Origin of the sequence: Erwinia sp. STN24 (genome assembly GCF_041320675.1) — a bacterium.
GTDB lineage: Bacteria > Pseudomonadota > Gammaproteobacteria > Enterobacterales > Enterobacteriaceae > Erwinia > Erwinia aeris.
Genome location: NZ_JBGGPM010000005.1, coordinates 258,922 through 272,123, shown reverse-complemented (window position 1 = coordinate 272,123; position 13,202 = coordinate 258,922). Strand labels below are relative to the sequence as shown.

General features: G+C 54.9%; 9 protein-coding genes and 1 pseudogene. 3 read left to right on the top strand and 7 right to left on the bottom strand.

The window, feature by feature from the left end; genetic code table 11:
• From tssL to tssH, 7 genes and pseudogenes are all read right to left on the bottom strand, one after another.
• Positions 1 to 1,350 (bottom strand): type VI secretion system protein TssL, long form, encoded by a 1,350-nt coding sequence (gene tssL / locus ACA373_RS17755; RefSeq protein ID WP_370734909.1) that lies wholly within the window; start codon positions 1,348 to 1,350, stop codon positions 1 to 3.
• On the bottom strand, positions 1,350 to 2,696 hold the full coding sequence (gene tssK, locus ACA373_RS17750; protein ID WP_301252824.1) for a type VI secretion system baseplate subunit TssK: 1,347 nt from the start codon (positions 2,694 to 2,696) through the stop codon (positions 1,350 to 1,352). The genes tssL and tssK overlap by 1 nt, the downstream gene beginning before the upstream one ends.
• A gap of 3 nt (positions 2,697 to 2,699) precedes the next feature.
• Positions 2,700 to 3,224 carry a type VI secretion system lipoprotein TssJ gene (gene tssJ, locus ACA373_RS17745; protein ID WP_370734908.1) on the bottom strand — a complete coding sequence of 175 codons (525 nt, stop codon included), beginning with the start codon at positions 3,222 to 3,224 and terminating at the stop codon, positions 2,700 to 2,702.
• Between the two features lie 82 nt (positions 3,225 to 3,306).
• Entirely contained in the window at positions 3,307 to 3,792 is a 486-nt protein-coding gene (locus tag ACA373_RS17740; RefSeq protein WP_253456364.1) for an Hcp family type VI secretion system effector, read from the bottom strand.
• Between the two features lie 111 nt (positions 3,793 to 3,903).
• On the bottom strand, positions 3,904 to 5,391 hold the full coding sequence (gene tssC, locus ACA373_RS17735) for a type VI secretion system contractile sheath large subunit (RefSeq protein ID WP_369895430.1): 1,488 nt from the start codon (positions 5,389 to 5,391) through the stop codon (positions 3,904 to 3,906).
• Positions 5,392 to 5,414: 23 nt separating this feature from the next.
• Positions 5,415 to 5,948 (bottom strand): type VI secretion system contractile sheath small subunit, encoded by a 534-nt coding sequence (tssB, locus tag ACA373_RS17730; RefSeq protein WP_253456366.1) that lies wholly within the window; start codon positions 5,946 to 5,948, stop codon positions 5,415 to 5,417.
• Positions 5,949 to 6,094: 146 nt separating this feature from the next.
• Positions 6,095 to 8,737: pseudogene (gene tssH, locus ACA373_RS17725) on the bottom strand (type VI secretion system ATPase TssH); the annotation flags it as partial.
• Between the two features lie 436 nt (positions 8,738 to 9,173).
• Here tssH and tssF point away from each other — a divergent pair.
• From tssF to ACA373_RS17710, 3 genes are read left to right on the top strand one after another with little or no spacing between them, the layout of a single operon-like run.
• Positions 9,174 to 11,051, top strand: a complete 1,878-nt coding sequence (gene tssF / locus ACA373_RS17720) for a type VI secretion system baseplate subunit TssF (protein WP_301730628.1) — start codon at positions 9,174 to 9,176, stop codon at positions 11,049 to 11,051.
• Positions 11,051 to 12,055 (top strand): type VI secretion system baseplate subunit TssG, encoded by a 1,005-nt coding sequence (gene tssG / locus ACA373_RS17715; protein ID WP_370734907.1) that lies wholly within the window; start codon positions 11,051 to 11,053, stop codon positions 12,053 to 12,055. The genes tssF and tssG overlap by 1 nt, the downstream gene beginning before the upstream one ends.
• A gap of 29 nt (positions 12,056 to 12,084) precedes the next feature.
• Positions 12,085 to 13,122, top strand: a complete 1,038-nt coding sequence (locus ACA373_RS17710; RefSeq protein WP_370734906.1) for an ImpA family type VI secretion system protein — start codon at positions 12,085 to 12,087, stop codon at positions 13,120 to 13,122.
• Positions 13,123 to 13,202: the final 80 nt, after the last annotated feature.

Below are 13,202 nucleotides of genomic sequence, written 5' to 3'. Positions count from 1 at the left end.
TTAATAGGTCACAAAAAATTCCACGCGCCGGTTCTGCGCACGTCCTTGTGCATGGTTATTACTGCTGACGGGCTGACTCTCTCCGGCGCCCTGAATGCGGATTTTGTCAGGCGCTATCCCTTCGGTAAGAAAATAGCGCGCCACGTCCGTCGCGCGTTTTTCCGACAGCACCTGATTATTGGGAAAAGCTTTTGTCCTGATGGGCGTGGCGTCCGTATGCCCTACGATCACTACCCTGCCATTCACGCGATGAACTTCCTTCGCGACGCGTTTGATAATAGGCTCCATATCGGCGATGACTTTGTCCGATCCTGAAAGGAACACGGAATCGCCACGAAAAACGACCTTGCTCTGACTTTGCGTTTCGTCAACGCTGACCAGCCCCTGCCTGATCTCTTCTTTCAGCAAAATAGCCAGCCGTAGCTTCATTGCCGCTACGGGGCGGCTTATCTTCAGCTGCTGCATTGCGTGGATCCGCTGCTGAAGCGCTATCTGATGCGTACCCAGCCAGTATTTGCACCAAATCCACAGGCTCCCGACCAGCAGACAGCTCAGCAGCAGCGTGACGCGCACGGGCACAATGCGCCTTTTAGATTTTTTCTGGCCGCGTATGGCCGCGCCATGCGGCGACAGCGCTGGCGAGAGCGAGTCGCGCGTGCTTTGAATAAGGGTCAGAAGCCGCTGACGGATTTTCATCAGCTGTCGGTCGCCATCTTCCAGAATGCTGTAGCGGCCCTCAAAACCCAGCCCGAGGATACGCAGCAGCACTTCAAGCACGTCTCCGTACTCGTGGGGATCTATAGAAAGACGGCCAACCAGCAGGAAAAATTTGTTGCCGCCGTCGTTGTCGCCTTCAAAATGGTTAAGGATGTTGCTTTGCGACCAGCCGGTCTGCATTCCCCACGTTGTGGTATGTGCCGCTTCATCCAGCGCGGTACAAAGGCAATAGCGAACGATAGCCATCTTTTTCCAGGCGATATTGACCTCGTCACATACCACGCTAAACAGATTGATGTCGTGTTTCAGGCTTTGTTTCAGCAGCTCGACATGTTCGGGATACGGGATGGTTTTCGGCATCTCGCTAAGCGCGCGCAGCAGTGGCTGGGCGGCTTCGAGCAGCGGATTTTCAGCCGCCCTTACCTTTTGCACCCGCAGCTGTACGCCTTCGCTTTGCAGCAAAACCTCACTTTTCTGGCTGGACCAGCCCTGGATAAACGCATCAGGATCGCCGCGTTCCGGCGTTCCTGGGTTTCCCGGATCGTCATCCAGCAGAAACTTGCCCAGCGCCTGCGGCGTCAACGTTTCTTCGGGCGCGGCATCCGGCGCGGCAGATTGGCTCTCGTCGCGCATCAGCTTCTGACTCCCCAAAGCTCCATATTCAGGTCAGGGAAATCACCTGCAATATGTAACGCCAGCGCGCCGGTTGCGGCAATTTTGTCCCAGAACGGCCCGCTTTGCAGCAGGTCGAAATAGACATAGCCGGCGTGATAAGGGATCTGACGCGGCGGCACCGGCAGCGCCTGTAACACCAGCCCCGGCAGGTGTGAACGAACCAGCTCATGCAGCTGCTGCGGCGCGCTGATTTTCGCCTGCGCCGAAAACTGCTGTTGCAGCACGTCCATGGGCAGCTGAGCGTGTACGGCCAGCACCAGATTAGAAAACTCGCGCAGCTCGCCCGGCAGCATGGCGGCCGTCCAGACGCCATTGCCTTTCGCATGGAGGTCGATCATTTGACCGGCACGGATCAAAATCTGATTCAGCAAATAGTGCAGCTCTTCAACCAGCGGGCGAACAGAAGGATAAAGCCTGGCATGATCGTAGCCCGGCGCGCTCACCGGGCGTCGCGTCTGCGTACGGATAAAGGTCGACAGCTCGCCCGAGAATTTCGCCAGCTCCTGATAAAGCACAATTGGCGGCAGCTCGGGCACGTGCCGCAGATGATCCAACACCGGCTCATATTTATTGAAAATTTGCAGCAGCAGATAGTCGACCACTTCGGCGCTGGCGCTGGCTTTGCCGTCGCTATTAGCCAGTCGGCCCGCCAACATATCGGCGCGCATCCTGACCAGACCGTTAAGATGCGTCAGCCATTCGGCTAACAGCGTGCTGGCCGCATAGCCGGTGACCGGCGGAATATAGTCTTCGGTATGCAGCAGCACGCTGCCATCGGGCTGAATGGCCCTGATGCGGGTCAGCGGCAGACCAATCCAGGATTCCGTCATTTCTTTTTCAGAAACCAGATTCAGGCGCAGCCTTGCCAGCTGGACAGGTTTTGGCCCCTGACGGATCGCATTGGTATCGCTCAGCTCCGTTTCAAAAGCGGCGAAGCGCGCCAGCGAACCGCTGTCGCTGAGATCGAAGATGGTTTCGTCGCTGTTATCCAGCCGCAGCGGCACGGCCAGGAAAATCAGCTGCCCCAGATGATCCGGCGTAATGGTCAGCGGTTCAGGCAGTTCGGCATGGCCTGGTATATCAAAAGGCGTGCCGTCCGGCAGCACGCCGCGCCCGGCGCGCAGCACCAGTTTGCCGTAAGAGAGCGCCTCCAGATCGATATCGTATTGCGCAAACCCCCAAAAAAAAGGCGATATCGTTGCCGCTCGCTTGTGGGCGTAATATTCAAAATAGCGTTCTTGCTGCTGAAACAGCTGCGGACGTAAAAACAGTCCTTCGCTCCAGATAACTTTATTTGTTCTCACTGGCTATTCCCTTTTATCAAGCGCGATGGTTAAGGCATCAAAATGTACCGTCAGCACGACCGCTTCTCCGGGCAACACTTTTCGCCACCAGGATCGTTTTTTATTTTTTTTATAAAGCTCCCACGTTTCACTCCATCCCGCGCGGTCGATATCCCGATAGGCGGCGACGATGCCTAATGCAACGGTATCCTTTTCCGGCGTCAGGCTGATTATTCTGTTTTCGCCAGGCTGTAATATGCCTTCATAGACTTTTTTCGCCTCCGCCTGTAAAGCCGGGTCCGCGCCATCGGTAAGCGTAAAGAAATCGCTGTTTTCAAAGTTATCCAACGATTTTAAAAGATAAAAAGTAATATCCAGCGGCGCAGGCTCTCCCTTTTCATTGGGATTAATTTCTTTTGACGCTTCCAGCCTGATAGTTAACTCCGGCTTGGGAGAGTCGCTGAAAGGGGAACGGCAGCCCGCTGACGTTAAAACCGCCAGAATAATAAGCAAACGACTAATGAATCGGGCTATGTTGATTAACTGCATGGTAAATATCACCTTAAAATCCCGAAGCCAGGCCGAAAAGCTTGTCACCCAGGGATGACAAGCTTTTGTATCGCTTAACGTATTAGCTGCTCAGGTTCGCTTTGACGTCATAGCTTGCGGAGATAACGCCAGATTTGCTGCCTTCAGAGTTCTGCATGACGTAATCCTGCGTCACTTTAGTGAAGGAGAATTTAACCAGCTCACGAGGACGGGTTTCATCCTCTGAAGATCCTGACATATCGACACGGGTAATAATGGTGTCGGTAAAGTTAATGGTTAAATATTCCAGCGGATTGCCGCCCGCTTTACGCACCACGAAGACAATGTTTTTAATATGCTTGCCCGTCAGACAGTGGCTTAATAAATTAGGGCTGGCCTTATCGGTGTAATGGGTAAAGCAGAAATCGGCCACGCTTGCCTTGCCTGAGCCGCCGCCGGATCCGCTGTGCATATTGGAATGCTGTGAAACATCCCAATGCCATTCCAGTACCTCAATTTCATTGGTATGTGCGGCATCCAGCGATTCACCTTCAATGCCGTCGATCTTAATAAACATATCTTGTGCCATGATCATTCCCTTATTCAGCACTATTAAAATCGCTACGCCTGCGCGCAGCGTATGTAGTTAAAGCAGCCTTGCGAACAATGCTGCTGTTAACAATATTAAAATCTGCGATCGTTATGCTGCGCCTTTCAACGACGGTAATTTCGCTACCATACGCAGCGAAACGGTCAGGCCTTCCAGCTGGAAATGCGGACGCAGGAAAAATTTCGCCTGGTAATAGCCTGGGTTGCCTTCCACATCCTCAACCACCACTTCCGCTGCGGCCAGCGGACGACGCGCTTTGGTTTCAAAAGTGGAATTAACCGGGTCGCCGTCGACATAATTCATTATCCAGTCGTTCAGCCATTTCTGCATTTCATCGCGTTCTTTAAATGTACCGATTTTGTCGCGCACGATGCACTTCAGATAGTGGGCAAAGCGGGAACAGGCAAACATGTAAGGCAGCCGCGCGGAAAGATTGGCGTTTGCCGTGGCGTCCGGATCGTAATATTCCGCTGGTTTTTGTAACGACTGCGCGCCGATAAAGGCGGCATAATCGGTGTTTTTACGATGAATAAGCGGGATAAAGCCGTTTTTAGCCAGTTCCGCTTCGCGACGATCGGAGATAGCGATCTCCGTTGGGCATTTCATATCAATGCCGCCATCGTCGGTCGGGAAGGTATGGCACGGCAGGCCTTCGACCACGCCGCCGCTTTCCACGCCTCGGATCAGCGTGCACCAGCCGTAGTGTTTGAACGAGCGGTTGATATTGACCGCCATCGCATAGGCCGCGTTGGACCAGGCGTACTTGCTGTGATCGGCGCCGTCGGTGGTTTCTTCAAAATTGAAGTCGTCGACGGGATTGGTATGAATGCCATACGGCAAACGCGACAGAAAACGCGGCATTGCCAGGCCGATATAGCGTGAATCTTCCGACTGCCGCAGCGAGTTCCACGCCGCATATTCCAGATTCTGGGTAAAGATCTTGGTCAGATCGCGCGGATTAGCCAGCTCCTGCCAGGAGTCCATCTGCAGCACGGACGGTGCCGCACCGGTAATAAACGGCACGTGCGCAGACGCGGCGATTTTGCCAATGGAGGCCAGCAGATCCACGTCTGGCGCGGTGTGATCGAAATAGTAGTCGGCGACCAGGCAACCGTAAGGTTCTCCCCCCAGCTGGCCATATTCCTCTTCATATACCTGCTTAAAGAGCGGGCTTTGATCCCAGGCGATCCCTTTAAAGCGCCGCATATTGCGCCTCAGCTCATCTTTGGAAATATCCATAAACCGCAGCTTCAGCTTTTCGTCGGTTTCGGTGTTGTAGACTAAATAATGCAGTCCGCGCCAGGCGCTTTCCAGGGACTGGAACTGTGGATGATGCAGGATCAAATTGATCTGTTCGGACAACTTGCGATCGATCTCGGCAATAAAAGCGGCAATATTTTTATAGGCGTCGTCGGCCATGGTGACCGAGCTGCTCAGCGCCTGCTCGGCCAGCGTTTTGACCGCGCTCTCTACGGCGGTTTTCGCCTGCTCCGATTTCGGTTTGAACTCCTTGCTTAACAGCGTATTAAAATCGCTGTAGCCTGCGTTGGTCGCCTGGTTCTTTTTCTCAGCTTGCATCGACATGATATCCCTCTCTCGCCTTATTCGTTCCCTAATGGGTTGCCGTCTGTTTTCACTGGTTTCGGTGCGGAAGCCAGCGCGGTCAGCAGCGATTTATCCTGTAGCACTTTCATCAGCAGACTTTCCGCGCCGGCTTTGCCGTCCATATAGGTTTGCAGATTAGCCAGCTGGGTGCGGGCATCCAGCAGCTGGGAAAGCGAATCCACTTTTTTGGCGATTTCGTCCGGTGAAAAGTCATGAATGCTTTCAAACGTCATATCGATCATCAGCTGCCCTTCCCCGGTCAGGGTATTGGGCACGGCGAAAGCCACGCGCGGTTTCATGGCTTTCATTCGCTCGTCGAAATTATCGATATCAATGCTGAGAAATTTGCGATCGGCAACCGGCGGCAAAGGCTCAATCGCCTTCCCGGACAGATCGGCTAATACGCCCATAACAAAGGGCAATTCTATTTTTTTCTCGCTGCCATAGATCTCCACGTCATATTCAATTTGTACGCGCGGCGCCCTGTTTCTGGCGATAAATTTTTGAGCACTGCCATTTCTTGAAATCATGATATCCCTTTCATCGTGCTTTATTAAAAACAGCCTATATTCACATTAATAGCGGCCTGTTAAGCGGCGCTATTACCCGTTAAAAATCCGTCCTGCCTTGCCGGATTTTCTCGCTTCTCGCCTGTTTTATCATTTATCGCGTTTTCTTCTTCCCCTTTCGGCTGAAAACGGATAACGATATTATCCCCTGCCGTTATGTAGAGACATTGTTCGCTTAGTGATGCCTGGCTGTTTAATATCTGGCGCGCTATTTCCGGCGCGATATTTTGCTCGATAAATCGGATCAGCATTCGTGCGCCCGTTTCAGCCACGGGACACTGCCCGATAATATGCGTCACCAAATCTTCGCCATAATGCAGCGAAGCGCCATGCTGTTCGTGTAAACGCAAAGCCAGTCTGTCAAGCTGCTGCCGGACAATACGTTGTAGTGATGCTTCCTGAAGCGGCAGATAAGGCACCACGGCCAGGCGCCCTAAAAAGGCTGCCGGGAAAACTTTCAGTAGTTCAGGCTGCACCATTTTTCTGACGCTTTCGGCATCGGGCGCCGTCTCTGCATCGGCAAACAGGCTGGCGATCGTTTCGCTGCCGACATTGCTGGTCAGCAGCAGCACCGTATTTTTAAAGTCGATTTGCCGCCCTTCGCCATCTTCCATACTGCCCTTGTCGAAGACCTGAAAAAACAGTTCATGCACGTCGGGATGCGCTTTCTCAATCTCATCCAGCAGCACTACGCTGTAGGGCTTGCGACGTACCGCTTCCGTCAGCACGCCGCCTTCGCCATAGCCCACGTAGCCCGGTGGCGATCCCTTCAGCGAGGAAACGGTATGGGCCTCCTGATACTCGCTCATATTGATGGTGATCAGATTCTGCTCGCCGCCGTAAAGCTGCCCGGCGATCGCCAGCGCGGTTTCCGTTTTCCCCACGCCGGACGGGCCAACCAGCATAAAGACGCCGACCGGCTTACGCGGATCCGCCAGCCCCGCGCGAGCCGTCTGGATGCTTTCGCTGACCTGACGCAGCGCATAGTCCTGGCCGATGACGCGCCCGGCCAGCCGCTGCGGCAGTTCCAGCACGGCGCGAAGATCGTCTTTTAACATCTGTCCGACCGGGATCCCCGTCCAGTCGGCCACTATCGCGCCGATGACATCCGCATTGACCTCCGCCTGCACCAGCGGCTGCTCGTTCCGGGCCGCCTGCAGGCGCGCTTCCAGCTCCGCCAGCTCATTTTGCAGCGGCACCATCTCTTCCTCAGCCGTAGAGGCCTCGTCCTGTAGTTTTTCACGTACCGCGACGATGGCGGCGACCAGCTCTTTTTCCCGCGTCCAGCGCTGCTCCAGCTGAAGGGAGGCCTCGGTCCGCTCGGCGATCTCCTGTCTCAGGCGTTCGCCGCTGTTGGGCTGCAGTTTGCCAAATCGGCTGGCCTTTTCAACCAGGCCCAGCTCTGCGCGGGCGGCGTCCGTCCGACAGTGGAGACGTTGCAGCATGACCGGCGCCGCATGTTGCGCGACGGCCACGCGCGCGCAGGCCGTATCAAGAAGGCCTATCGCCTTATCTGGCAGCTGCCGGGCCGGAATGTAACGGTGCGACAGCCGCACGGCGGCCTGCAAAGCCTCTTCCATAATCCAGACGCCGTGATGCTTTTCCAGCACCGGCAGCAGCCCCCGCAGCATAGCGACGGCGGCTTCCTCATCCGGCTCTGCAATTTGCAGCACCTGAAAACGCCGAGTCAGCGCCGGATCCTTCTCAATATGGCGTTTAAATTCGCTCCAGGTCGTGGCGCCAATAGTGCGCAGCTGGCCCCGCGCCAGCGCAGGCTTCAACAAGTTAGCCGCGTCGCCCGTCCCGGCATTGCCCCCGGCGCCAATCAGCGTATGAACTTCATCGATAAACAGGATAACGGGCTGGGGCGAAGCGATAGCCTCATCCAGCACGGCTTTCAGCCGCGCCTCAAACTCGCCTTTCATGCTGGCGCCGGCGGCCAGGGCGACGACATCCAGCGCCAGCAGCCTGACTTTTGCCAGCGCTGGCGGCACATTACCCGCCACGATGGCCTGCGCCAGCCCCTCCACGACGGCCGTTTTCCCGACGCCAGCTTCGCCGGTCAGCAGCGGGTTGTTCTGACGGCGACGCAGCAGGATATCGGTCATGGTGCTGATTTCATGCTCGCGTCCCGTTACCGGATCGATTTTGCCTTCGCGCGCTAACGCGGTCAGATCGGTGGCATACTGCGCCAGCCCGCCGCTTTTTGTCTGGCCGCCGATAGCCGCGTTAATTTCGCCGGGCATGACGCCGGCCTCCGTCGTCGCCTCGCTGACTTCCGGCGAAGCCTGAGTGATATAGCCGAAATCGGCGGTCAAATGTTCCAGAGAGATCCGTTCAAAAGCGGAAGAGATAGCAAACAGGGCGCGCCGCAGCTCCATGGTGGTCAACATGGCGATCAGCAAATGTCCGCTGCGAATACGGCTTTCAAAACATTCCAGGCTGGCATAAATCCAGGCGCGTTCGATAGCGAGTTCAATATGATATGAAAAGTCCGAAATAGTGCTGGCGCCTGCCGGCAATCGGGCCAGCGCCTGAGCGAAGCCCTGTTCCAGCGCCTGCGCGTCGACCTCAAAATGGCGGGCTATCAGACGTAAATCATTTTGCTCCTGCTGCCAGATCTGATTTAGCCAATGCACCAGTTCAACATAGGGGTTGCCGCGCAGCTTACAAAGCGTGGTTGCACTTTCAATCGTTCTGAATAATGTCTCATCCAGCTTGCCGAATAAATTTTGCCTTGTAATCGCCACGTATCATTCCTCCGGGTACATTTTTCACAGGCATAAAATCACACAGACCAGAGTCTTCCGGGGAAGGAAAACAAAATATAATACCCTTGTCCACGCCGTAAAAATAAATTAAGAATACCGCCCGAACGCTATTCCTGAATAACAGACCCGCTACGATTATAACCCCTTATTTAAAAAGATCTTTCCTGTCAAATAACCTGGTGACCCGGTGAAATCCCTGGCATTTCCTCACAATGGCATTGAGACTGTTTTTTTCACATGTTATAAAATCTGAAAAAAGCATAAAAACCGCTACGTGTATTTAACGCGATTATTAATTAATAACACCCTGTTGTTTTTCAAAAAATAACAGTTAGCTTACTAAAAAACCCTGTTCAGACGGCCAAATTAATAAAGACAAAGCCTACGTTTAAAAACAAGGATAACGGGAGCAATTGTGAATCATAAATTCCTCGATTATTACAATCAGGAACTCACTTTTATGAAAGAGTCAGCGCGTGAGTTTGCTGAAAAACATCCCAAAATTGCCGGGCGTCTGGGGATGAGAGGCATCGAAACGGCCGATCCTTATGTTGAAAGACTGATTGAAGCATTTTGCTTTTTATCTGCACGTACGCATTTAAAACTGGATGCGGAGTTCCCAAAGTTTACGCAGCGGCTTCTGGACATCGTCTACCCTAATTATAATTCGCCCACGCCCTCCATCGGCGTGGTTCAACTTGCGCCTGACCTGAAAGAAGGAGAGCTAGGCCACGGCTATCTTGTTCCCAAAAACAGTGCGTTTTATACCCGCATATTGCCAGGCGAAAATACACGCTGCGAGTTTCGCAACGGTCAGGATGTTACGCTGTGGCCAATAGAAATCGTTGAGGCTCGCCTGACTTCCGTTCCGCCGGATATTCCCAATCTGGAAAAGTATCGTATTCCTTACGCCAGGCTGAAAGGCGCTCTGCGGATCAAATTGCGTGCGCAGGGGGAACGGGTATTCTCGCAGCTGACCGGCTTCGATCGGCTGCCGCTCTATATCGACGGCGATGAGCGCATTGTTTCCCATCTTTTTGAACTTTTGCATACCAGCAATGTGGCTATGCTGGTACGGGCCGGCAACAGCAAAGCGGAAGACGTGGTCATCGCCCAGCGCCCGCTGACTTTTGAAGGGCTGCATCCCGATCAGACGCTGCTGCCGCTCTCCTGGAACATGTTTCATGGACATAACCTGATCCATGAATATTTCGCCTGTCGTCAGCGCTTTTATTTTTTTACGCTGACCCAGCTGGCCGCCGGTTTGTCCCGCAACCACAGCAACGAGGCCGAGCTGATAGTGCTGCTGGATCGGCTTCCCCAGCAGCTGATTGGCCATGTTAACGCGTCAAAGTTTTTACCGTTTTGTACGCCGGTGATTAACCTGTTTCCCAAAGTGGTGGACAGGATCGAAGTCAACCGGGCGCTAAACGCTTTCCATGTGGTTCCCGATCGCAGCCGTCCCCTTGATTACGAGGTTTTTTCCGTGCATAAGGTGCGCGGCCAGCAGGCGGAAAGCAGCGAGGAAGTGGTGTTTCAACCGCTTTATCAAACGCGTCACTGCGACTATGGCAATTTTGGCCGTTACTTCTCGCTCAATCGCGAAGCCAGAGTAAAAAGCGAGAGCAAGAGAAAATATGACACCCGCACGCCTTATCCCGGAACAGAGGTCTTCGTCTCGCTGGTCGATCAGCAGGAAGCGCCCTATGCCGACCATATTCGCTATCTTACGGTCGAAGCGATGGTCACCAACCGGGATCTGCCACGCCTGATTGCCAGAAGCGGCAGCTTTGATTTAACCCTGTCCGACGCGGTTCCTGTTCTGGGCGCGGCCTTTGTTTGCCAGCCCAGCGCGCCACGCGAGCCTTTTGCGCTGGGGGAGTCGGCCTGGCGTTTGATCCGCCAGCTTAGCTTTAACTATCTGCCGCTCTCCGATCTGGAGCACGGGCCGGGCGGGGAATCGCTGCGCAATATGCTGCGCCTGTTTTTACACAATGCCGATCGCGAGTCCAATACTCAGGTAGATAGCCTGATCGGCTGTAAAACGTTTCCGGTCACCCGGCGTCTTCCCGGTGACGGCCTGTTGATTTACGGCAGAGGCGTGCGCTGCGTGCTGACGGTAGATGAAGAAGGCTTTTCCGGCGTCAGTCCTTACCTGTTCGGTCTGGTGATGGAGAATTACCTTTCTCGCCACGCCGCTATCAACGTGTTTACCGAAACGGAGCTGCACTCGATGCAGAGGGGCGTCATCGCCAGCTGGCAGGCCCGCCCCGGCAAACGAGGCTCGTTCTGATGCGCGCTTCCTCCGTCGATATGCTGGCCGCCTGGTTTAATAACGAGCGGCCCTGGGAAGCCGGTTTTATCAGTATCATGCGCGCAATTACGGCTAAAACGCAGACGCTGCCGGTGCCCGGTACAGCGGTGCTGCCTGGCCAGGAGACGTTCCGCATAGGCCAAAAAGCCTCTCTGATTTTTGCGCCGCGCGAAATCGCTTCTCTCGGCCTGGAGAATGGCCGCATCGGGATAAAACTCTTTGGCCCCGGCGTATGGGGCCCGCAGGGCGCGATGCCGCTGCATTTTTCCGAACTGGCGTACTCGCGAACGGAGGCCCAGGACAATACGCTGACCGACTTTCTCGATGTTTTTCATCATCGCGCCCTGTCGCTGTTTTATCGCGCCTGGTTTGTCGCGCAGGATACCGCCTCGCTGGACAGACCGAATGAGGAACAGTTCTCTTTTTATATTGCCAGTCTGGCAGGCATGGATCTGGCCGAGCTACACGATAAACCGCTGCCGACCCACGCCCGACTGGCTTCTTCTGCCCATTTGATCCGCGAGGCGCGCAATCCGGAAGGACTGGCGGGCGCCATCGAATATTACTTCCAGATAAAAGCCCGGCTGGAAGAGTTTGTGACCCAGTGGATCTTTCTGGATCCCGCTGATTGCTCCGTGCTGGGCAACGATGCGGCCATGCTGCTGGGCGATGGCGCAATATTAGGCAATACCGTGCGGGACAGGCAGCACAAATTCAAGCTGCTGCTCGGCCCCTTAACGCTGGATAACTATATGCGCTTCAGCCCGTGGGGATCGGATCTACCCGTACTGCGAGAGTGGGTGCGCAATTTTACGGGGTTCGAATATGCCTGGGATGTCCAGCTGGTGCTGGCTGCCAGCGAGGTGCCGCAGGCGACGCTGGACGGCAGTCATCAGCTTGGCTACGCCGTCTGGCTGGAGAGAAAAGAGGACGTTACGCCGGTTTACGGCATGAGCTTTGAGCCGGAGCGCTATCACCCGTAGCGCCTGGACGCGATATAAAGGACAACATCGTGACGGAAAGCAACAAGCATCATTACTATCAGGATCTGTTACAGCCGGTGCCCGGCGATCGGCCCTGTGGTGAAAACCTGGAATATGACGCCGCTTTTATTATGCTGCAGGCCAGGCTTCAGCCAAGGCTGGACGCGGAGTACGGCAGCTTCGTCGAGGCTGCCGAACCGGTGAACTGGGCGGAGATTGAGCGCGACTGTCAGGCGCTGCTGCAACGAAGCCGCGATATCCGGCTGGTGGTGGCGCTGATGCGCTGCCGTATCAGGCAAATCGGCATGGCGGCGCTGCATGAAGGGCTACTGATATTACGTGACTTATTGACCACTTTCCCTACGGATCTTTATCCGCAGCTGACGGAAGAAGGCGAGTTCGATCCGGTTATGCGGGCTAACGCCCTGTCCGAGCTGGATGATATCAACGGGCTGCTTGCCGATTTTCGTCAGCTGCCTCTGCCGAAAGCGGCAGGTCTGCAAATTGCCATAAAAGATTTTGAAAAAGCGCACGCCACGCCGCGTGAAGAGGGCGCGCTGCCCGAAGCGACGGCGGCGGCTTTGCTACTCGAATGGGAAGCCCGTCAGGATCAAACCCTCCTCTCACTGCAAAAAGCGCACGCCTGCCTGATGGAACTCCGCGCCATCCTGACAACCTCGCTGGGCGATGAAGCGCCGGATTTTGCGCGGTTAGGCGCCATTCTGCGGCTATTTATCAGTCAGGAAACTACGGTTTCGCCGCCGTTGCCAGCCGTTTCTTTTGTCGCAGAAGAAACGGTAGAACAGCCGGTTCAGGCAGAAAAGGCGGCAGAAAACGAAGCCGTCAGCGCCCCCCTGATTACGCCCCGCCAGACCGGTATTGCCAGCCGCGCCGATGCGCTGCTCAGGCTACAGGAGCTGCGGCTATGGTTTACCCGAATGGAACCCGGCAGTCCGGCGATCCTGCTGCTTCAGTATGCGGAGAAGACGGTGGGAAAAAGCTTTTCTCAGCTGGTAAAAATGCTGCCGCCGGAAATTATCGACAGGCTCGATAGCGACAAAGAATAGCGTAGCATGCCGCTTGCGGCAGCCAGCCGCGCCCGGCAACTCTGGCAGCACCGTTCGATCAAGGGATTTATCAACGTCAA